Source organism: Gordonia hankookensis (assembly GCF_014673215.1).
Lineage (GTDB): Bacteria > Actinomycetota > Actinomycetes > Mycobacteriales > Mycobacteriaceae > Gordonia > Gordonia hankookensis.
The window spans coordinates 99,366-120,860 of sequence record NZ_JACWMS010000003.1 but is presented as its reverse complement, the minus strand read 5'-3'; the positions used below and the strand labels follow the sequence as shown (position 1 = coordinate 120,860).

Annotated in this window: 20 protein-coding genes; 5 read left to right on the top strand and 15 right to left on the bottom strand. The window is 68.1% G+C overall.

All coding sequences use genetic code 11. From position 1 onward, the window contains the following. Positions 1-3: 3 nt before the first annotated feature. The 13 genes from IDF66_RS15040 to IDF66_RS14980 all read right to left on the bottom strand — a co-directional run bounded on the left by IDF66_RS15040 (position 4) and on the right by IDF66_RS14980 (position 14,997). Positions 4-366 (bottom strand): GNAT family N-acetyltransferase, encoded by a 363-nt coding sequence (locus tag IDF66_RS15040; RefSeq protein ID WP_190267577.1) that lies wholly within the window; start codon positions 364-366, stop codon positions 4-6. Between the two features lie 16 nt (positions 367-382). Next, the gene (locus IDF66_RS15035; protein ID WP_164308471.1) at positions 383-2,197 is read right to left on the bottom strand and encodes an acetyl/propionyl/methylcrotonyl-CoA carboxylase subunit alpha; all 1,815 of its coding nucleotides are present in this window, start codon (positions 2,195-2,197) and stop codon (positions 383-385) included. A gap of 170 nt (positions 2,198-2,367) precedes the next feature. After that, positions 2,368-3,933 (bottom strand): condensation domain-containing protein, encoded by a 1,566-nt coding sequence (locus tag IDF66_RS15030; protein WP_190267576.1) that lies wholly within the window; start codon positions 3,931-3,933, stop codon positions 2,368-2,370. Beyond that, positions 3,930-4,379, bottom strand: coding sequence for a SufE family protein (locus IDF66_RS15025; protein WP_164308473.1), 450 nt, complete (start codon positions 4,377-4,379; stop codon positions 3,930-3,932). The genes IDF66_RS15030 and IDF66_RS15025 overlap by 4 nt, the downstream gene beginning before the upstream one ends. After that, positions 4,376-5,272: a sulfurtransferase gene (locus tag IDF66_RS15020; RefSeq protein ID WP_190267575.1), complete on the bottom strand. Its 897-nt coding sequence runs from the start codon at positions 5,270-5,272 to the stop codon at positions 4,376-4,378. The genes IDF66_RS15025 and IDF66_RS15020 overlap by 4 nt, the downstream gene beginning before the upstream one ends. 185 nt (positions 5,273-5,457) lie before the next feature. Continuing rightward, positions 5,458-6,843: a condensation domain-containing protein gene (locus IDF66_RS15015; RefSeq protein WP_190267574.1), complete on the bottom strand. Its 1,386-nt coding sequence runs from the start codon at positions 6,841-6,843 to the stop codon at positions 5,458-5,460. Then, entirely contained in the window at positions 6,840-8,264 is a 1,425-nt protein-coding gene (locus IDF66_RS15010; RefSeq protein ID WP_190267573.1) for a condensation domain-containing protein, read from the bottom strand. The genes IDF66_RS15015 and IDF66_RS15010 overlap by 4 nt, the downstream gene beginning before the upstream one ends. Before the next feature lie 6 nt (positions 8,265-8,270). Next, on the bottom strand, positions 8,271-9,737 hold the full coding sequence (locus IDF66_RS15005) for a condensation domain-containing protein (protein WP_190267572.1): 1,467 nt from the start codon (positions 9,735-9,737) through the stop codon (positions 8,271-8,273). 103 nt (positions 9,738-9,840) lie between these two features. Then, complete coding sequence (locus IDF66_RS15000; RefSeq protein WP_190267571.1) at positions 9,841-10,884, bottom strand: alpha/beta hydrolase; 1,044 nt, start codon at positions 10,882-10,884, stop codon at positions 9,841-9,843. A 134-nt stretch (positions 10,885-11,018) separates the two neighbouring features. After that, on the bottom strand, positions 11,019-12,389 hold the full coding sequence (locus tag IDF66_RS14995; protein ID WP_190267570.1) for a hypothetical protein: 1,371 nt from the start codon (positions 12,387-12,389) through the stop codon (positions 11,019-11,021). 108 nt (positions 12,390-12,497) lie between these two features. Further along, entirely contained in the window at positions 12,498-13,133 is a 636-nt protein-coding gene (locus IDF66_RS14990) for a Maf family protein (RefSeq protein ID WP_317628719.1), read from the bottom strand. Next, complete coding sequence (locus tag IDF66_RS14985; protein WP_190267569.1) at positions 13,130-13,372, bottom strand: acyl-CoA carboxylase subunit epsilon; 243 nt, start codon at positions 13,370-13,372, stop codon at positions 13,130-13,132. Before IDF66_RS14985 ends, IDF66_RS14990 begins: the two co-directional genes overlap by 4 nt. Further along, positions 13,369-14,997 carry an acyl-CoA carboxylase subunit beta gene (locus IDF66_RS14980; protein ID WP_164308482.1) on the bottom strand — a complete coding sequence of 543 codons (1,629 nt, stop codon included), beginning with the start codon at positions 14,995-14,997 and terminating at the stop codon, positions 13,369-13,371. The genes IDF66_RS14985 and IDF66_RS14980 overlap by 4 nt, the downstream gene beginning before the upstream one ends. Positions 14,998-15,169: 172 nt before the next feature. Here IDF66_RS14980 and IDF66_RS14975 point away from each other — a divergent pair, with 172 nt between their 5' ends. Further along, the gene (locus IDF66_RS14975; protein ID WP_190267568.1) at positions 15,170-15,949 is read left to right on the top strand and encodes a biotin--[acetyl-CoA-carboxylase] ligase; all 780 of its coding nucleotides are present in this window, start codon (positions 15,170-15,172) and stop codon (positions 15,947-15,949) included. 55 nt (positions 15,950-16,004) lie between these two features. On the opposite strand, the gene IDF66_RS14970 is transcribed toward IDF66_RS14975, so the two are convergent. Then, complete coding sequence (locus tag IDF66_RS14970; protein WP_164308484.1) at positions 16,005-16,598, bottom strand: hypothetical protein; 594 nt, start codon at positions 16,596-16,598, stop codon at positions 16,005-16,007. 170 nt (positions 16,599-16,768) lie between these two features. On the opposite strand from IDF66_RS14970, the gene IDF66_RS14965 reads away from it, so the two are divergent. Genes IDF66_RS14965 through IDF66_RS14955 form a run of 3 tightly spaced genes read left to right on the top strand, consistent with a single transcriptional unit; the run spans position 16,769 to position 19,419 of the window. Next, a complete protein-coding gene (locus tag IDF66_RS14965) occupies positions 16,769-17,344 on the top strand; it encodes a PH domain-containing protein (RefSeq protein WP_164308485.1) in 576 nt (191 codons plus the stop codon). Further along, positions 17,341-18,015, top strand: a complete 675-nt coding sequence (locus IDF66_RS14960; RefSeq protein ID WP_164308486.1) for a response regulator transcription factor — start codon at positions 17,341-17,343, stop codon at positions 18,013-18,015. Before IDF66_RS14965 ends, IDF66_RS14960 begins: the two co-directional genes overlap by 4 nt. A gap of 21 nt (positions 18,016-18,036) precedes the next feature. Further along, complete coding sequence (locus IDF66_RS14955; protein WP_190267567.1) at positions 18,037-19,419, top strand: sensor histidine kinase; 1,383 nt, start codon at positions 18,037-18,039, stop codon at positions 19,417-19,419. Here the strand turns inward: IDF66_RS14955 and IDF66_RS14950 are convergent. After that, positions 19,391-19,951 carry a GtrA family protein gene (locus IDF66_RS14950; protein WP_190267566.1) on the bottom strand — a complete coding sequence of 187 codons (561 nt, stop codon included), beginning with the start codon at positions 19,949-19,951 and terminating at the stop codon, positions 19,391-19,393. The genes IDF66_RS14955 and IDF66_RS14950 overlap by 29 nt on opposite strands. A 150-nt stretch (positions 19,952-20,101) precedes the next feature. Between IDF66_RS14950 and IDF66_RS14945 the strand changes: the two genes are divergently transcribed. Continuing rightward, entirely contained in the window at positions 20,102-21,346 is a 1,245-nt protein-coding gene (locus IDF66_RS14945) for a 5-(carboxyamino)imidazole ribonucleotide synthase (RefSeq protein WP_223309749.1), read from the top strand. Positions 21,347-21,495 lie beyond the last annotated feature (149 nt).

Here is a 21,495-nt window from a genome sequence, read left to right as displayed (position 1 = left end):
GGATCAGCTGCCCGGGGTCGTGTCGATGGGGCCGACGGTGAGTCCGAGTGCGCCTTCGGCAAAACGTGTCACCGGCGCAACCGCAGCATGCAGGGCCTCGTCGTGGCCGACTCGGGCTCGCCCCCACAGATGACCGCCGTCGTGGTCGCGCCGGACCCCGATCAGGGCGATGAGTTCGCCCGTGGTGGGTATGCAGACGGCCCAGACGTAGCCCGTCTCGTCTGCCCAGGCGGCGTTCGTGGCAGCGACGTAGGCGTCCGGATCGTCGATGCCCAGATCCGACAACGCCGGGACGTCGGTCATCCGCTCGTCAGCGCGCAGCGCTCGCAGATACCACGTCCCGGCGTTGATCTCGACCGGATTCATGAATGCGGTTGGAGTCCTACTTCAGCTCGAGGAGCATGGTGCCCTGGGTGACCGCGGCGCCCGCCTCGACGGCCAGGCCGGTGACCACACCGTCCTTGTGTGCGGTGACCGGGTTCTCCATCTTCATGGCCTCGAGCACCACCACGAGCTCGCCCGCGGAGACCTCCTGGCCCTCCTCGACGGCCACCTTGACGACGGTGCCCTGCATGGGGGCCTGCACGGCGTCGCCGGATGCGGCCGCGCCGCCACCCTTCTTGCGCGCACGGGCCTTGGGCTTCTTGCGGACCACGCCGTTGGCGCTGCCGCCGCCGCCACCGAGCGCGAGGTCGCCGGGCAGGGAGACCTCGACGCGACGGCCGCCGACCTCGACCACCACGTTCTGGCGCGGCAGCGACTCGTCGTCTTCGATGGGCTCACCGCCGGTGAACGGCTCGATCGGGTTCTCCCAATCGGTCTCGATCCACTTGGTGTAGATGTCGAACTTCTCGTCGCCGTTCTCGTCGACGTGACCGTGGAAGGCCGGGTTCTCGACGATGTGCCGGTGGAACGGGATGACCGTGGCCAGACCCTCGACATGGAACTCTGCGAGAGCACGACGCGAACGCTCCAGGGCCTGCTCGCGGTTCTCGCCGGTGACGATCAGCTTGGCGAGCATCGAGTCGAACTGACCACCGATGACGTCGCCTGCGACCACACCGGAGTCGACGCGGACGCCGGGGCCGGTCGGCTCCTTGTAGACCGTGACCGGGCCCGGGGCGGGCAGGAAGTTGCGGCCGGCGTCCTCGCCGTTGATGCGGAACTCGAACGAGTGGCCGCGCGGTGTCGGGTCCTCGGAGATCTCCAGCTTCTCGCCGTTGGCGATCCGGAACTGCTGGCGGACGAGGTCGATGCCCGCGGTCTCCTCGGTGACCGGGTGCTCGACCTGGAGCCGCGTGTTGACCTCGAGGAACGAGACCAGCCCGTCGCTGCCGACGAGGAACTCGACGGTGCCTGCGCCGTAGTAACCGGCCTCGCGGCAGATCGCCTTGGCGGACTCGTGGATCTTGGTGCGCTGTTCGTCGGTGAGGAACGGCGCGGGGGCCTCCTCGACGAGCTTCTGGAAGCGACGCTGCAGCGAGCAGTCGCGGGTGCCGGCGACGATGACGTTGCCGTGCTGGTCGGCGATGACCTGGGCCTCGACGTGGCGGGCCTTGTCGAGGTACCGCTCGACGAAGCACTCGCCGCGTCCGAAGGCGGAGACCGCCTCGCGCGTGGCCGACTCGAACAGGTGCGGGATCTCCTCGATGGTGTAGGCGACCTTCATGCCGCGGCCACCGCCGCCGAACGCCGCCTTGATCGCGACCGGCACGCCGTGTTCCTCGGCGAAGGCGACGACCTCGTCGGCGTCCTTCACCGGGTCCTTGGTGCCCGGAGCCATCGGGGCGTCGGCCTTCAGCGCGATGTGGCGTGCGGTGACCTTGTCGCCGAGGTCGCGGATCGACTGCGGCGACGGTCCGATCCAGATCAGTCCCGCATCGATGACGGCCTGGGCGAAGTCGCCGTTCTCGGAGAGGAAGCCGTATCCGGGGTGGATGGCGTTTGCGCCCGACTTGGCTGCGGCGTCGAGGATCTTGTCGAACACCAGGTACGACTCGGCGGAGGTCTGACCACCAAGGGCGAACGCCTCGTCCGCGAGCTTCACGAACAGTGCGTCGGCGTCCGGCTCCGCGTACACGGCGACGCTGGGGAGACCGGCGTCTCGGGCTGCGCGGATCACACGGACGGCGATCTCACCGCGATTGGCGATGAGCACCTTGGAAATGGTCGAGCTGTTCGCAGAGGGACTAGGCACTTGTTCTCCTGGGCGTCGTGTCGTCGTCGTTGGGCGACACCGGCTGGTGGTCGGGCATCACACTCGTTCTGAGTTCACCCCGTGACGGACATGGTGGTGGCCGATCAGGGTGACGCATGACACTTGGAGTCTAGGTGCCACGCGCTCAGGGCAATACCCTAGCTCACCGATCAATTGCTCGGTTGGGCACCGGGTGGGTTCGCGACACCGAAGGTGCTGGCATCGCCGATGGCCCGGACGAGCTCGGTGAAACGGCCCAGGTAGGCGTGCACCGCGCCGGACGTGTCGTCGTCGGCGGCATCGTCGATCCCGGCCGAGGTGAGATTGTTCACTTCTGTCGTCGAGTCAACAGTGGGGCCGACGGCGGCGGTCGCCCTGGCGGGGAATCGGGCCGAAACGCGCATTCCGGACGGCGTCCGATTGATCCAGATGAAGACCTCGTCGGTGGCGTAGCTGTGACTGCGCAGCACCTTGGCGCGGCCCTCGTCTGCCGCCGCGGCGCCGGGCGCGTACCGGGTGTCGATGAACGAGATGACGAAGTGGGGCTCGCCCTGGTAGCCGATGAGTTCGGCGACGCGCAGGAACGGCAGGGATGCGCCCTGCCGGGATCGTTTCAGCTCGGCGGTGGCCCGCGTGACGGCCTGATCGAAGGTAGGGGAATCGGAGACGTCGAGGCAGAAGGGCGCGACAGCGACGAACCAGCCGAGCGCGGTGAGCCATCGGGTGTGGTCGCGCGTGTGGCGGGGTAGGACGCAGCGGAACTCGGGGTCACCGGTCCGTTCGTGATAGACGATGGCGAATGCCGCGAGCACTCCGGCTGTCAGGGTCCCGCCTGCCTGCGAGCACACCGCCGTGAACCGGTTGGCCGCGTCGTCGTCGAGGACGACGCCGGTGATCGAATCCTGCGGGACCGGACTGTCATCGGTCTCGGCCGGCACCGAGTCGGCGGCAGCCGGGGCCGTGGCGGAATCCGTGTCGCCGTCGGTGCCGGCGCGACGGTAGTCGAAGCCGGGCAGGCTGCCGCGGCCGCTGCGCAGGAACGACGACCAGGTGGACACGGCGGGATGGTCGGCGCCGGTCTGATCTGCCTGCCGACGTTCCTCGGCACTGAAATCGACGTAACTGCCGACCGTCGGCAGATCGGGTTCGGTGTGATCTCGCGCCGACCGGTAGAGCGTCACCAGTTCTTGCTGGGCCATGATCAGCGAGTATCCGTCGACCAGTGAGTGGTCGGCGGCGAACAGCAACGTGAAGGAGTCCTCACGGCCGACGGTGGCGAACATGTACGCGGGCCAGTGCAGGGGCGCGGTCGCCCGGTCGAAGGCGCCGGCGATCTGCTCGACGAGCGGACCCGACTGGGTGTACCAGCCGATCCGGCCCATCTTGAGCTTGACCGTGCCCACGTCCGTGCTGAGTCGTTGCAGGCCGTCGCCCTTGATGACGACATGGCTGCGGAGGACCTCGTGCCGATCGATCCAGGTCATCAGGGTGCTGCGGATCGCCGGGATCGACAGCGGCTCATCGAACTCGATGGAGAGACCGAGCCACGATTCCCGGCCACCTTCCCGGCGGGTGCGCAGGCGGTACTCGAAGGCCGACCGCAGATGCTGTTCGTGATTGTGCGAGGTCAACCGCGAGTCGTGACTCCAGCTGCCGAGCCCACCCGGAACGTAGGGCATCCACTCGACGAGTCCGCCTGGCTCGATCGGCTCCTCGAGGATCTGGATGAATTTCATGGCGCGGTCGGCGGCCCGCCCGACCCGGCCGTCTGCGCACGGACCTGACCCTTGATCCGGGCGAGCATCCCCGCCATCCCGCGCAGGCGCAGCGGGCTCACCGCCGAACCGAGACCGAGATCGTGATAGAAGTCGGCGGGCACCGCGAGGATCTCGTCGGCGGATGCGCCGTCGAGGCCCTGGTGCAGGATCGACGCGAATCCACGGGTGGTCGGTGCCTCGGGCGGGGCGCTGAAATGCAGTCGCACCGACGTCGGGTCGGACGCGTCCACCGAGAGAAACACCGGGGACTGACATTCCGGCACCGGCTCCATCGCGTCCTCGAGCAAGTGCTCGGGAAGGTCCGGAAGCTCCCGCGAGAACTCCAGCAGCAGCGTCACCTTGTCGGAATCGCCCAGTGCGCCGAAATCGTCGACGATCTCGGCCATGGCGTCCGGGAGGCTCATGTCGAGGCGGGCGCCGAGCCGGGTTCGGTGCCGACGGCGATCGGTACCCGCACCGCGTTGCCCCACTCGGTCCACGAACCGTCGTAGTTGCGCACATTGGCGAAACCCAGCAGGTGGGTCAGCACGAACCAGGTGTGGCTCGAGCGCTCGCCGATCCGGCAGTACGCGATGGTCGGTGTCGACGCATCGAGATCTCCGTAGATCTCGTCGAGTTCGGCCTTGGCCCGGAACCGGCCGTCGGGAGCGGCAGCCTTCGCCCACGGGATGGAGATGGCGGTGGGGATGTGTCCACCCCGCAGCGCGCCCTCTTCCGGGTAGTCGGGCATGTGGGTGCGTTCGCCGCTGTACTCCTGCGGCGAGCGGACGTCGACGAGCGGCTCGGAGCCGAGTGCACCGAGCACCTCTGGTGCGAACGCACGGATCAGCGTGTCGTCGCGCTCGACGACCGGGTAGTCCGAGCGCGGATACTCGGGGACATCGAAGGAGGTCTCCCGGTCTTCGGACATCCAGGCATCCCGGCCGCCGTCGAGCAGCCGGACATCCTCATGACCGAAGAGGGTGAACACCCAGAGTGCGTACGCCGCCCACCAGTTGCTCTTGTCGCCGTAGATGACGATGGTGTCGTCGCGCTCGATGCCCTTGCTGCGCATGAGTTCGGCGAATTGTTCACCGTCGATGTAGTCGCGGGTCACCGGGTCGTTCAGGTGCAGATGCCAATCCACCTTCTGGGCGGTCGGGATGTGGCCGATGTCGAAGAGGAGGACATCCTCGTCGGACTCGATGATCTTGAGTCCCTTGGCACCGAGATGCGCCGAGAGCCACTGCGTCGTGACGAGGCGCTCCGGGTGGGCGTAGTCGGCGAACGCCGGATTCGGATCGGTCTCAACGCTCAACTGCGGTCCCTTCGTGATTGTCGTCGGTCCGCGACGGGCTGGCTGTCACACGGACCCGCCGACGTGCGGTATCTCGCACTGAGCCTACCCACTGTTCACGCCGCACGGTCGGCGGCGTACCGAGCGGTGGATCCGGTGCCCGGCGTACGCGCTTCGCCGACCGCGCGGGTCACCCGGCACCTCGCTCACCCGGCACGGTGGCGCAGCCCGCCTGACCAGACATCGCGAAGGCGGTGGTCCACCGCGTCGAGGACGCCGTTCATCGTGCGGTGGGCGAGTGCGGTCTCCGGGTACCGGGCGCGCAGGTGGACACCGTCGGCGTCGCGCCAGAACCAGAACTGGGCGGTGTCGGTCCGGCGTGGGCTCGAGATCTGCCGGGTGGTCACCGACGCAGGCAGGCCGAGCCTGCGGTAGTCGACATAGGACACCATGAAGACGTCGCTGCGGTTGGTCCGGATCAGATCGCCGAAGGTCATGTACACCGGGGTGAGGCCGATCCGGGCCAGCGGAAGGGCCTCACCGAGGCGCGCGGTGTTGGCGCGCAAGGTGGTTCCGCGATCTCCTCGGGCGCTCAACCGGATGGGTGCGTTGCCGACCAACCATCCGACCGCTTTGCGATCGGTGGCGTCGTAGCGGGTGTGGACCGGGAGGATGGCAGGCAGCTCGGCGGGTCCGCCGGAGTCGTGCACCGCATCCGCGAACGCCGTCAGCAGTGCCGGGTACGTGCGCGCGTCGAGTGCGTGGACGGTCTGCTCGAAGCGGTGCGCCGATTCGGCGCACATCAGGGTGCGCACCTCGGTACACACCGGGGCGGTGTCCCCGTGTGCCAGACCGAGGTCGAGAGGGAATTCGGGGACCGTCCAGTCGTTGGCGGCGAGGAACTCGCCCCAGCCGCGCAGCCGCGGGTCGTCGGGGGCCACCGTCGGAGCATCGTCCTCGACCATCCGGATGTCCAGAAAGCTCACCGGCTGTGTGACTTTCGTGCCGGAGAGGTCGTCCACGAGATCGGATGCGATCACCGCGAGAGAATATGCGTCGACGTAGCAGTGGTCGAACGCCAGGATCACGGTCGTCGAGGACGGCCGCCGCACGGCGGCGAGGTAGTGCTGTAGCGGCGCGAACGGCGAACAGACCGTTGCGATGTCGTCGACCAGGCGGTCGGCGAGCGGGGAATCCCCGGTGACCGCGACGGCCGGACCCGTGGCACCCGCCGGACCCGGGTCGGCAGGGAGAACGGTTCCGGTGACGGGCTGCACGCGAAGTCCGCCGACGGGCAGTCGGTGACGGACATGCTCGTCGTCGGAGGAGACGAAATGGCACCTCAGCACCTCGTGCCGGTCCACCAGCCTCCGAAGGCTGCGGGTGATGTCGTCGACGGCCACCGCCTCCGCGAACTCGACGGTCAGCGCGAGCCAGCCGCCGGTGCCGTTGCGACGAACCGCATCGAGGTGGAACTTCTCGTTCTCCGACGGCGGCACATCGACCGGGAGGGAGTCGGCGGTCGCGGCCAACTCCCAGCGGATGACTGCGCCGGGCTCGATCTCGACCGAATCGTCGCCACAGAGCTTCACGACCGGACCCCCGTTGCGGAACGCGCGCCGACAACGGGATCGGCACCCGCGGCATAGTCGGTGAGCCATCGACCGACGGCGCTCGCGTAGGTGTCGAAGACGCTCTGCGCGGTGGGATTGTCGGGAATGTGCGCGAGGAGCGTCAGCGCATGGTCATAGCGGGTGAACCACATGTTCGCATTGCGGGTGCGGCCCACCGCGGGAAAGCAGGTCGCGGGCGCCACGGCGGGATCGTCGCTGCCGGGAACCCTGCGGAAGTCGATGTAGGACACCATCTGTGGCGAACCGGAGTCGGGGAGGTAGGTGCCCTCGGCGGCCAGGACCGCGAGAGCGGCGTGGACGGGCAGGGTGGCGAGGTCGCGGGCCACGGCCACCGCGTCGGTGGCGATGTGGACGAGGTCGGTGAAGCGCGTTCCCGGCGACACCGGAAAGGCGACCGGTGCGAAGTTGCACAACCAGCCCTGGGTGGCGGCGTGGTCGGCCGTGCGTGTCGAGAGCACCGTGGACGTGAAATAGGTTTCGGTTCCCAGTAATTCGTGTTGCGCCGCGGCCAGCGCTGCATAGATCAGCCCGACGAGGGAACTGCCGTCGTCGCGCCGCTGCGCGCAGGAGTCGAGTTGTCCGGCCGACAGCAGGGTGCGTTGGACGGGAAGCGCCGGACCGAGCTCTCCGTCGGCGAGACCGAGGTCGAACGGGAAGCGGGGGACCCGACCATCGTTCGCGGACAAGATCTCTCGCCAGGTCGCGATCCGAGGGTCGTCGGGAGCCGCGGACGCCGCGAGCGACTTCTCGGACGCGATGTAATCGGTGAACCGTCCCGCGTGCTCGGGCTGCGGGATCTCACCGTCGCGGTGGGCCCGGTAGAGGCGGGCGATCTCGTGGAGGCCGATGTACTGCGAGAACCCGTCCGTGTGCGAGTGATCCGACCCGATGTAGAAGGTGAATGCGTCGCCGTGGTCGAATGCCCCGTAGACGACGCCGGGCATGCGGTCGAAGACCGCTTCGGATTCGATGCGGCCGACGACGTGACCGATCACGTCGTCGGCGGCGACATGGGCCCCGGACCCGCCGGTGCGGAACTCGATGCTCTCCGCCGGTGCCACCAGGCGGACCGGGCCGGCGTCGTCGAGTCGGTAGACAGCACGCAGTTCGTCGTGCCTGCGGACGAAGGTGGTCAGCGCGGCCGCCATGGCCGCGCGGTCGAGCGGACCGTCGAGGACGGTGATGGTGCCCGCCGTCCCGGTGTGCGGGCCGCCGTCGGCCCGTTTGGCCGCCGCGGCGGCGACATGGTCGGTCTGCAAGAAGGTCAGACCCCCGGCAGTCGGTTCGGCAGTGGCGAGTGCGCGGTCCGGATCGGCCGGCCGCCACTCGACGCTCGCGCCACCGACGGGGCGCGAGCGCAGGGGAGGAGTGTGGGTCATCGGGTCCTAGGACGCATTCGTCGCGTCGAGCACGCCGTGGTCGTAGGCGAGGTCGCCCTCGGCGATCACGGTTGTCAGGATCTGGTGGAACGTCGAGATGAACCGATGGACCATGTCGGCCCGCTGACCCGTCGGGAACCTCGAGGAGATGTTCGTCCCGGTGGGAACCCGGTTGATCCAGAAGTAGACCTCGTCGGCGTTGCGCGTTGAGCTGCGCAGCACGCGGGCGCGCCGAGCATCCCACAGATCGGCGCCGTCGGCGTGCCGCAGGTCGATGTAGGAGACCACGAGCCCGGGTGGCGTGGTGTCGCCGCCGATCAGATCGGCGATCGGGGCGAAGGGGGCGGCGCCGACCGCCTTGTAGTCCGAGGCGCTCGCCGCGATCGACGTGATCGCCGCGCGGAAGGTCGTGGCGTCTTGCGGACGCAGGTGCACCGGGATGATGCCGACGAACCATCCGGCGGCCTCGCCCCATTTCATCTCGCTGCGGGTGTGGACCGGATTGATGAATCGCAGCTCGCCGGACCCGCTCAGCTTGGCCGCCGCCATCGACAGTGCGGTGTAGATGCCCGCCTGCATGTTGGCGCCCGCGTCTTTGCACAGGGCGTTGAAGGCCGCGGTCTGATCGGCGTCGAGCAACCAGGACGACAAGGTCGCCTGGAATCCGCGGTCGGGTGTGCGTTCGGCGATGATGGTCGGTGCTTCGTCAAACTCCGACGACCGCACGACCGGGAAGGTGGGCATCGGTGCCGGCTGCGGTGAATCGGGGTCGGCAGCGGCGAAGAATCGGCTCCAGCCGGCGACGGCGTCGTCGGTGTCGCGGATCTGGTCTCCGATCGCCCGCTCCGCATCGGAGAAGTCGACGTAGCTCCCGAATTCGGCGAGGCCGTCGCGGGTTCCGGTGACCACGGATTCGTAGAGGGCGGTCAGTTCCTTGATCGCGAACACCTGCGTATACGCATCCATCACCGTGTGGTCGGCGGCGAAGACGACGAGAAACGCATCGTCGCGATCGTCGAGCTCGACCGTGACTGCGATGCAGTGCGGCCAGCTCAACGGGCTGACGGTGGTGTTGAAGTACTCGTTCACCCGCTCGAAGACCTCGGTGCTGCTGAGGTGATCACCCATCGGGCGTCGACTGATCGAGATCGACTCGATGGGCAACGTGATGCGCCGGGGAGCCTCGGTGTCAGCGCCGGTCACCGAGGTGCGGAACGCCTCGTGACGGGCATACCAGCGGTTCATGGTCTCGCTCATGACGTCACCGTCGAGAGGGCGCTCGATGAGGAATGCGGTCCCGATCCACTGGCTGTACCAGTCGTCACCCTCGGCCGCGGCGCGATTGGCATGCTCGACGTGCATGTACGACAGGCGACGTGGATCGAGGGACCACGCATCCGGCGCGGCCTCGGGAACCCACGCTGTCAGCGAGCCTCCCGGCAACGGATAGTCGGCCAATTCGGTGTATTCCATCGAACCTCCTTCGTCGGTACTGCGCTCGTCTGCTCGGGGTCTTCTGCCGGAGCTCTCGCGTGCATCCCCCCGGCCGCCCGTCAGGGCGTGTGGCGTCGTCGCGTCAGACGCCGAGTCCTGCGGCGATGAACGGCCAGCTCCGGTGCAGCTGATCGACCCAGTACGGCCACGAGTGGGTGCCGGGGTCGACGTAGTGGAAGGACGCGGGGATGTGCTGAGCAGCCAACTGGGCCTGCAGATTCCGGGTGCACCACATCGAGCCCATCTCGATTGCCCCGCCGACGATCTGACGGTTCGCCGGATCGTCGTTGCCCGGGTATCCGGGCGCGTCGTACCGGCCTGCGCGGCCGGTCCCGGTGGACACGTAGATCGCACTGCCGCGCAGCCCCGCGGAATGGCGAAGGACGTCGTGCGCCGACCAGGCGGGATCACCGGGCGGGCCCCACATGTTGTCGGCGTCGCCGCCGAATGCCGACACGATGCCGCGCGGATATGCCTCACCGGCGGGACCGGTGGTGGTGTAGCAACCGCTGTAGGCGGCGACGGCACGGTAGAAGCCGGGATTGCGGGCGGCCAGCATGAGGCTCGAACCGGCCCCCATGGAGAGGCCGCCGATCCCGCGGCGTCCGTTGCCGTCGAACCGGGCGTCGAGCAGCGGAGGGAGCTCCTTCTTGAGAAAGGTCTCCCACTTGTAGCGGCCCAACGTGGGATCGTCGCGCTGCCAGTCGGTGTAGAAGCTGCCGTTCCCTGCCAGCGGCAGTGCGACGGTGACGTTCTTGTCGGCGAAGAACTTCACCGCATCGGACTTGATCAGCCAGATGCTCTTCTGCGGATTCTCTTCGCCGAGACCGCTCAGCATGTACAGCGTCGGGCGTGGACCGTTCTGGGTCCGAGGGACCAGCACCTGGACCTTGATGGTCTTGCGCATGGCCGCGGAGTGGACGTACACGCCGTACTGGGTCGGTCCTTCGCGCACCACACGTTCGATCGACGGTGCAGACGGTGCCGCGGTCGCCACCGAGGCGGTCCCGGCCAAGGAGGCCACCGCGGCGCACAGGATCGACACGGTTGCTGCCGTGCGCGCCAGACGGCGTCGTGTGCGGCCGGCGCGGCGAGGTCGGGCGGTCCGCGTCCGCAAGGTCGTCATCGAGCGTGGTTCTCCTCGTCGTCGTCAGCCCGGCGACGGGCTGTTGCTGCTGGAGGTCAGGTAAACCAAAACACAGATCATTTGCAAGCGAAACTAATGATTTGGGGCTCAGATCGCCCCGAGGGTGAGAAGTGTCACCATGGAATGGTGGTCAACCCCCAACGGGCGCATTCTTTTTGAACGCTCGCGCACAGCTCGGCGGAGGTCGGGAACGCGACCGGGTCGAGCCCGGAGACAGCAAGTGTAGTGGTCTCGCCCGTGTCATGAAACCATGCCGCGAGCCCGCCACGAAGTCGGAGAAGGCGCTCACGGCTGACGCCCTGAGTCGTCGCGCGCGAGGCGAAGGTGCCGATCCGGGACGGATCACCGAGTCCGGCGAACAGGGCATCGACCACACCGCCGTTGGAGGCGAGGGCGAGCGGCGTGGCGGCGTTCTTGCTGAGAGCGGCGACCGCGGCGTCCGGTAGTGCCTGGATGAGTGGCTGCAGTCGCGGTGGCCGACCCGCGCCGGTGCCGGCGCGCCGATATGTCTCCTTGGCCGCCTGCCGGATCGCCGCGAGGTCTCGTGAGCGACTCCACTCGGCGGGTACGTCCAGCGTGAGCCCGGTGGTCGAGTTCGCCCTGGTGTCCTCCTCCGGGCGCACCGACATGGGGATCGACAACCTGACCGTGTCCTCCCAGGACGCGCGGCCTGCGCCGACGATGAGCCCGGTGACGATCGCGAGGAAGAGCGCGTTGCTGGTACCACCCGATGCCGAGAAGGTGGATCGCCAGTCGTCGCCCGGGATGGAGACGATGGCGAGCGGGGTCCGGATCGTCGTCTCGCGGGCCACCTCGTCCTCTGTCGGTGCGGGTGGCGGGGGAGTCGACTGCGACGTCACCGGTCGCTTCTCCGACGACTGCTCCGTCGATCCCGCGACTCCCCGTGCCGACCAGGTGTCGCGCAAGAGTCCGACGAGACCGGCGCCGACCTTTCCCAGTTGGGTGGCGGACTCGCGGATCTGATCGTGCAACGACGGCGTGGCCGGTGCGTACTGCGCGTCGGTGGAGTCGTCGTCGCCGGTCGCGTGCAGGATCGCCCGCCCGCCCAGCCAGCCGTCACCGACGGCGTGTGAGGAGCAGAGGGTGACGATGCCCCCGCCCGATGCCAGGGGGGCCGCCCGCAGATCCCAGACGGGACCGTGCGCGAGGTCGAAACGGACGTCGGCGGCACGTTCGATCCAGTCGAGGATCTCGTCGTCGGCGAGCTCCGGATCGAGGTGGGCTCGGCCGGCGGTGCCGGCCGCAGAGGTCCAGTGATCGCGGACGAAGGGAATCCGGCTTCGGCGCAGGCGACGGCTGATCGGGGTGTCGAGCAGCCGCCTGCCGATCCGGTCGAGTTCCTCGGCCGTCAGGGGTTCGGTGAGGCGCCAGATGGCCTGACTCAGCACCGGGACAGCGAATGCACGGTCCATGCGGATGAAGAGATCGTCGTCGTGGGTGGTGCGCTCGACGGGGGAAGTCACTCCGACGAGACTAGACATCTCGATTGGATCTCGCTTGTGCGAGCGGGTGAATTGCTGATGACGAGGCGTGGCGTCACCCGGTCACCGACATCCGGGGCCGTCCGGTCGTCATCGCCACAGGCTCGTGACGTCGACGCCCACGTCGGCGAGGAGCAGGCGAACGGTCGGCAGACCGATTCCGATCACCGAGGACGGATCGCCGTCGATGGCCTCGACGAACCAGCCGCCGAGGCCGTCGAGAGTGAACGCACCGGCGACCGCGAGGGGCTCGCCGGTGGCGGCATAGGCGTCCACGGTCGCGTCGTCGATGTCGGCGAAGCGGATCGTCGTGGCCGCGGACGCCTGAGCGGTCCCGACGACCCGGGAGTCCCGGATGCGTGAGACACGGTGTCCGGTCAGCAGTTCCGCGGACCGTCCGCGCATCCTGCGCCATTGGGCACGCGCGACGTCGACGGTGTGCGGCTTCCCGCTGAGTTCGCCGTCGAAGAGCAGCATCGAGTCGCAGGTCAGTACCACGGTGTCGATTGCGTGATCGTCGGAGGCGAGGATCGTGGCGACCACGGCGTCGGCCTTCGCGCCCGCGAGGGCCACCACCACCTCCGCCGGAGGTGCGCCGTGGAGCGTGTCGAGCACCGCGTCCTCGTCGACGTCGGAGACGATCACCCGGGGGTCGAGCCCGGCGGCCCGCAGGACCCGCAGCCGGGCAGGCGATGCGGATCCGAGGACCACCGAGACAGCCGTCACGCCCTCAGGTTGGTGAAGCTTGTCGGCGCTCCCCAGACGGGACGGAGCCGGTCCTCGGGTCGACCCCAGTCGTCGCGGGGGCCGGTCTCGACCGGGCCGCTGTTCGACGAACCGGCGGCCGCGGCGACCAGCGACGTGAGGACCGCGACCTCTTCGTCACTGGGGTTGCCGCGGACGATGCGCAGCAGCGGCGCGGCGGCCGGGGTGTCTGCGGCTGTGGTGTCGGCGGTGTCGCTCATAGCGGGATGTTCCCATGCTTCTTCGGCGGCAGGGTGACCATCTTGCGCTCGAGCAGCCGCAAGGCGGTGGCGACCTGTCCGCGGGTGTGGCTGGGCGGGATGACGGCGTCGACGTAACCGCGCTCGGCGGCCACGTACGGGTTCACCAGGGTGTCCTCGTACTCCTGCTGCAGCTGGAGCCGCAGCGCGTCGACGTCGTCGCCGTTGGCCTGGGCCTCCTTGAGCTGACCGCGGTAGACGAAGCCCACCGCGCCCGACGCGCCCATGACCGCGATCTGGGCGGTCGGCCATGCGAGGTTCACGTCGGCACCCATGTGCTTGGAGCCCATGACGTCGTAAGCGCCGCCGTAGGCCTTGCGGGTGATGATGGTGATCTTGCCGACCGTGGCCTCGCCGTACGCGTAGAGAAGCTTGGCACCGCGGCGGATGATGCCGTTGTACTCCTGGTCGGTGCCGGGCAGGAACCCGGGGACGTCGACCAGGGTGACGATCGGGATGTTGAAGGCATCGCAGGTGCGGACGAACCGGGCGGCCTTCTCCGAGCCCTTGATGTCGAGGCAGCCGGCGAACTGCGTCGGCTGGTTGGCGACGATGCCGACGCTGCGGCCGTCGACGCGACCGAAGCCGACGACCACGTTGGTCGCGTACTCGGCCTGGACCTCGAGGAACTCGTCGTCGTCGAGGATGCGGCGGATCACCTCGTGCATGTCGTACGGCTGGTTCGGCGAATCCGGGATCAGGGTGTCGAGTTCGAGATCCTCGTCGGTGAGGGTGTCCTCGATCGAACCGGCGGCCGGGTCGGCGACCGGCAGTCGGGGCGCCTCGGCCCGGTTGTTGCTGGGGAGGTAACCCAGCAGTTCCTTGACGTACTCGAGCGCGTCCTCTTCGTCCTGGGCGACGTAGTGGGCGGTGCCGGACTTCGACATGTGGGTGTGGGCGCCGCCGAGGTCCTCCATCGTGACGTCCTCGCCGGTGACCGTCTTGATCACGTCGGGGCCGGTGATGAACATCTGGCTGGTCTGGTCGACCATCACCACGAAGTCGGTGAGAGCGGGCGAGTAGACGTGTCCGCCGGCGGCTGCACCCATGATCAGCGAGATCTGCGGGATCACGCCGGAGGCGCGGACGTTGCGGTGGAAGATCTCGCCGTACAGGCCGAGCGAGACGACGCCTTCCTGGATGCGGGCGCCTGCGCCGTCGTTGATGCCGATCAGCGGGCGGCCGGTCTTGATGGCCAGGTCCATCACCTTGACGATCTTCTCGCCGTAGACCTCGCCCAGGCTGCCGCCGAACACGGTGGCGTCCTGGGAGAAGATGCACACCTCGCGACCGTCGATGGTGCCGTAGCCGGTGACCACGCCGTCGCCGAGCGGGCGGCGCTCGGCCAGTCCGAAGTTGGTGCTGCGGTGCCGGGCGAGAGCGTCGAGTTCGACGAACGACCCCTCGTCGAGCAGGTGCGTGATGCGCTCGCGCGCGGTCAGCTTGCCCTTGTCGTGGATCTTGTCGACCGCGGCCTCGCCCACCGGGTGCTTGGTCTCTTCGAGGCGATTACGCAGATCGGCGAGCTTTCCCGCCGTCGTGTGGATGTCGGGAGCGGCGCCGTCATCGCGCGAAGCAGTCGTCATGAACAACGATGCTAACTACCCGACTGTGAGCCACGTCAACCGGATCAACGTGAGATTTGCCTCATGTTCCCGAGCGATCGGTCGGAGCCACCGCGCGTGCCTGGCCGAATCGGCCTCGGGCCACATCTGGACCCGTCCCCGTGCCCGTGAACGGCGCAGTAGCGTCTGGGGTATGACCCTGGATGGCGCTGCGCTCCTCGACACTCTCGCTGACACCTGCTGGCACACGATCGAGGTCGTGGAGTCGACGGGTTCGACCAACGCCGACCTGATCGCCCGGGCGGCGACCGAGGAGCTCGGCGGCACGGTTCGCATCACGACCGACCAGACCTCCGGTCGGGGCCGTCATACCCGGGTCTGGTCGGCTCCCGCAGGTGGCCAACTCGCCATGTCGTCGGCGGTGGCGGTCGGCGCCGACCCAGAGCACCTCGGCTGGTTGTCGCTGATCGCGGGTCTGGCGGTCACCCGGGCCGTGGAAGCCGTCGTGGGTGAACGGCCCACCCTCAAGTGGCCGAACGACGTGCTGATCGACGACCGCAAGATCGCAGGCATCCTGTCCGAGTACACGCACACGCCCACTGGCGGGGTGGCCGTCATCGGGGTCGGGCTCAACACGGTCATGACCGAGGAACAACTGCCCGTGCCGACCGCGACCTCATTGCTGATCGTCACCGGCGACGAGGTCCCGCCGGAGGATCTCGCACGACAGTTCCTGCGTGCCCTCTCCGAGTTGCTCACGTTGTGGCCGACCGACATCGATCAGCTGGCAGCCATGTATCGCGAGCGCAGCGACACGCTCGGCCGACGCGTCCGGTTGGTGTTGCCGGGCGACAAGGAGCTGGTGGGTACGGCGGTCGGGATCGATCGGACCGGGCGGATCGTGATCGACGTCGACGGCCGCGAAGTGGTGGCGGCGGCCGGCGATGTCACCCACCTGCGGCCGATCGACTGATCCGGCCGCCCCGAGTGTGGACTCTGCCGTCTGGTGGGTTCGTCCGCCTGGCGGTCTAGCCCTGCTGGATGCTCTTGTGCCCCATGGCCGGGACCAGGGCCAGGATCGGTAGTCCGATGATCAGATGGAGTACCGCCGTGGCGATCCCCACGGACACCTCGGACGACAGGACCAGCGGGATGATCACGGCGCCTGCGATGAGCAACCCCACGATCCAGCGGAAGAACTGATTGGGCGAGGGCGTGACCATCTGGAGGACGTACCACAGCGCGCCCGCCGCCAAGGCGCAGAGGAAGCCGACCACGGCGAACCAGATCTCGTCGCGCGCCAAGGGGTTCCACACGCCGAACTTGCCTGCCTCGTTGACCCTCTCGACGATCGCGCGGATCACCCAGGCCGCGAGCCATGCGGCGAGTCCGGTGACGACGCCGGTCATCACGACGCCGCCGACGAACATGGTCGGGTTCACGTTGGGGCCCAGGCGGGGTTTCTGGCGTGGTGCCGGCTGCTGGTAGGCCTCGGAGTACTCCGCCGGACCGGGTTGTGCGTGTGGGTCCGACCGGCTGTACGCCTGTGACTCGGGCGGATATCCGCTCTCGTACCTGGCGGTTCGTGGGTCGTACGGGTCACGTGGGTCGCGATAACTCATGGTTTCTCCTTGACCTTCTCGGCGGTCGGACCGGTACGCGTCTGTTCGCAGTGTACTTGTGTGCACCAGCGGTCCTGGGCGGCATGGTGGTGCCACGATCGCCGTGTGGGCGAGTGCGCGGTGGGTCGAGCCGCGCCGTTGTGTGCGAGCCGCGGATTAAGCTGGCTGCCATGTCCTACCCACGCGAGAACCTCGCCCCCGGCGAGGAGATCGTCCTGCACCGGCATCCGCATTGGAAATGCCTGCTCGGGCCGTTCCTGGTGTTCCTTTTGGTGACTGCTGTCGCGGGGGTGCTCGCGGGGATGGTCAGCGGGTCGACCCTGGACTCGACGGTCGCGACCGTGCTGATGATCATCATCGGTGTGCTGTGGCTGGTCGGATTCGTGTGGTACTTCGTCCGGCCGTTGGTCTCGTGGAAGACGACGCATTTCGTCCTCACCGATCGCCGGGTGATCTATCGCAACGGCGTCCTGACGCGATCGGGGATCGACATCCCGATCCGCCGGATCAACACCGTCGAGTTCCGGCACGGGCCGATCGACCGGATGCTCCGGACGGGCACGCTGATCATCGAGTCGGCGTCCGACGAGCCGTTGTCGTTCGACGACATCCCCCACGTGGAACGGGTGCACGCGATGCTCTATCACGAGGTCCTCGACACGCAGGAGGACGTCGCGCCCGACGAGATCGGGCTGACCGACGACGACCGGTCCGATCGTCGCCACGACGAGGGGGTCGGACGGTGACCGACGTACTGCTGGCCGAGGACGACATCGCCATCGCCGAGCCGCTGGCGCGCGCACTGACCCGCGAGGGGTATGGCTGTGAGGTGGTCACCGACGGCGCCGAGGCGCTCGACCAGGCGCTCGACACCCGCTTCGAACTGCTCATCCTCGACCTCGGGCTGCCGGAGATCGACGGCCTGGAGGTGTGCCGCCGAATCCGGACCGCGCGACCACAGCTCGCCGTGCTGATGCTCACCGCGCGCACCGACGAGGTGGACTTCGTGGTGGGTCTCGACGCAGGCGCCGACGATTACGTCGGCAAGCCGTTCCGGCTGGCCGAGCTGCTGGCCCGGGTCCGGGCGTTGCTCCGCCGCCAGCAGAGCGCCGACGTGGTCCTCGACGGCGGCGACATCCAGCTCGACACCCGCGGCCGCCGCGTGCTCGTGGACGGTGCCGATCTGGTGCTGGCCAACCGGGAGTTCGATCTGCTGCGATTCCTGATGGAACGGCCGGGGCAGGTGGTGAGCCGAGACGAGATCCTCACCGAGGTGTGGGGATCGGCAGACCTGCGCTCGTCGAAGACGCTCGACATGCACATCTCGTGGTTGCGCCGGAAGATCGGGGACGATCAGCACGACCGTCCCCGGCACATCGTCACGGTGCGCGGTGTCGGATTCCGATTCGACCCCTGATCGACTGGTCGGGGACACCGCATGCGGCGCCGGATCCTGAACACGATGATCGCCATGATCGTGGCGGTCGGTCTTCTGCTGGGCATTCCATTGAGCGTGATCGCCTGGTGGTGGGTGTCGGACAACGCTCACCAGAACCTCGACTCGCGCCTCAAGCTGATCTCGGCGCAGCTGATCCGTCAGGAGGGTGCCGAAGGGCGGGTGTCCGCGGGCTCGCTCGACACCGAGGCGTTCCGGCTGCTGTTGCCCGAGGACGGCCGGCTGACCGTCCGCTACCCGGTTGGCGACGCCGCCGAGGCGGAGACGGTGATCGGCGAGCCGATCGACGGCGCGACGATGACCGATTCGATCGCACTGGGCGGCGCCGGATCGCTGCTCCTCGAGATCCCCCTCACCCAGGTGCGCGACGACCAGCTCGCGGCCATCGGGATCGTGGCGCTGGTGGTCGCCAGTTCGATCGCCGCGGGCACGACCGTGGCCGCGGTGACCGCTGGTCGCGTCGCGGATCCGCTGATCGACCTGGCAGGGCGGGCCGCCGCGATGGCGAAGGGGGACTTCCGTTCCGAGTGGAAGTCGTACGGCATCAGCGAGCTCGACAGGGTGTCCCGGGCGCTCGGGGACGCGAACTCGGAGATCGCCCTGCGGCTCGAGCGGGAGGGCGAGATCGTCGGCGACGTGTCACATCAGCTGCGCAGCCGGTTGACGGCGATCCAACTGCGCCTCGATGAACTGTCGCTGCACGAGGATCCGGCGGTCGTCGGGGAGGCCGAGGCGGCGCTCGAGCAGGTGGAACGACTCTCTCGAGAGCTCGACGAGATGGTGGCGGCATCACGGAACGATCCGGCGGTGCCGAACCAGATCGACGTCGAGGAGATGGTCCGGACGCTGATCGGCGACTTCCGCACGGCATTCGGCGCGACGGGACGATCGATCGCGGCGACGTTCAACGGCCAGACCACGGCGGTCAGTGCCCGGCCGGGACGGTTGCGTGAGGCGTTGAGTGTGCTCGTCGACAACGCGCTGCAGCATGGTGCCGGGACGTGCCGGATCCACGTCGACGATCTGCCGTCGGCCGACATGCTCCGGATCATCGTCGCCGACGAGGGGACCGGCATCGACGACGATCTGGTCGGGTTGATCTTCCGCCGGGGATTCTCGGCCGGGCGGGGCAACGGGGTCGGTCTGTCGCTGGCACGCGCACTCGTCGAGGCCGACGGGGGACGTCTCGAACTGACGATGCGCCGACCGGCGGTGTTCTCGATCGTGGTGCCCTCGGCACACACCGGCGATCCCGACGACGGGGACGACACGGACGGCGACCGCCCCGATGGCGATGACCGCGGCGGTGATCCCGTCCGGGGCAGGCCGTCACCGGTCACGCGTGACCGAGTTCCTCATCGTTGAGTTCCTCGGCGGTCGGGTGCAGATCGGTGGATCCTGCGTCGCCGCCGCGGAGGAGATCATCGGGGAACGCGAACTTGCGCAGTGCCCAGAACCGGAAGGCCATCTGTAGCAGATTGCCGATGAGGAACCCGAGGACGAAGTCGACGATGACCAACTCGGTGACACTCAGATTGCTGCGGAGGTCGAAGACGTTGTTGGCGACCCACAGTGGCGCGGCGGCCAGGATCACGCCGACACCGCTGATCACGAAGAAGATCAAGGCCTCGTGATGACGTTCGCGGCCGCCACGGTTCTTGAACGCCCACTCCCGGTTGAGGATGTAGTTGAGGATCGTCGCCAATGTGCCGGAGATGATGCGCGCGACGACGGGTTTCGGTTCCAGGACGGTGAACGTCAGCAGATAGAAGATGGCCAGGTCGAAGACGAAAGTGGTACCGCCGACGAGGGCGAACTTGATGAGTTCGTGATGGCGCATCGCGACCTGTCGAACCGGCGCGGGTAGTCGAGCGACCAGCTCGTCGATAAAGGGCACAAGATCCGAGTGTACGAAATGGAACCGAACAGTGACTTCGCCGGGCAATCATGCGGATGTCGTCGCCCTCGTGCCACGATGTTTCGCGTGACTTCCAGTGCCGGTGATCCCGCGAGGCCCGAGAGCTCCATGACCCGGTCGGAGACCGGTATGCCGTCCCGGTCGGAGACCGGCATGCCGACCCGGTCGGAGACCGGCATGCCTACCGTGACGATGATCGGCGGCGGGCAGCTGGCGCGGATGACTCATCAGGCGGCGATCGCGCTCGGTCAGTGCCTCCGCGTGCTGGCCGTGAGCGGCAGCGATCCGGCCGCCCAGGTCAGTGCGGATGTGGTGCTCGGTTCCCATGACGATCTGGCGGACCTCCGGGAGGCCGCACGCGGTGCGGTTGCGCTGACGTTCGACCATGAGGGCGTGCCGTTGGCGCACCTGCAGGCGTTGGAGGCCGACGGTGTCGCGGTGCGTCCGCCGTCGGCGGCACTGCACTTCGCCCAGGACAAGCTCGCGATGCGGGTCCGGCTCGGCGAACTCGGACTCCCGATTCCCGACTTTGCCGATCTGACCGGCGACCGCGATGCGGCGCGCGCGCGGTTCGTGGATTTCGGTGACCGCCACGCGTGGTCGGTGGTCCTCAAGGCGATCCGCGGCGGTTACGACGGCCGCGGGGTGTGGCTGGTCGATGATCGCGACGAGGCCCTGACGTTGTTCGACGAACAGTTCGACGCGGGCGTCGACCTCATCGCCGAGCAGAAGGTGTCGATGCGTCGTGAGCTCTCCGCGATGGTCGCGCGATCGCCGTTCGGACAGGGTGGGGTCTGGCCCGTGGTGGAGACGGTGCAGCGGAAGGGGCAATGTGCCGTGGTCCTCGCTCCGGCGCCGGAGCTGGCGGAGGACGTTGCGGCCCGGGCACAGCAGATGTCGGTGCGGCTTGCGGCGGAGCTCGGGGTGGTCGGTGTGATGGCGATGGAGCTGTTCGAGACCACCGACGGCGAACTCCTGGTGAACGAGCTGGCGATGCGGCCGCACAACAGCGGGCACTGGACCATGGACGGTGCGGTGACCTCGCAATTCGAGCAGCACCTGCGGGCGGTCCTCGACTATCCGCTCGGCGACACCGCCCCTCGGGCGCCGATCACGGTGATGGCGAACGTCCTGGGCGCGCAGGAGGCGCCGTCGATGTCGATGGACGAACGCCTGCATCACCTGATGGCCCGCATGCCCGATGCCAAGGTGCATCTGTACGGTAAGGGCGAGCGTCCCGATCGAAAGATCGGTCACGTCAACATTGTTGGTACCGACAGCGATTCGGTTGCCGAGGTCCGGGAGCGCGCCGAGCGTGCCGCGCACTGGATGTCGACTGCCGAGTGGACCGATGGATGGGATGTGCACTCATGACCGACCACACCGGGACGGACGACACGGAGACAAGCAACAGCGGGTCAAGTAACGGCGGGTCAAGCAACAGCGAGACGGCCGGTACAGAGACCGACACCGTCGAAGCGGAGACCGCCGACACGGAACTCGCCGCGACGGACCCTGCCGAC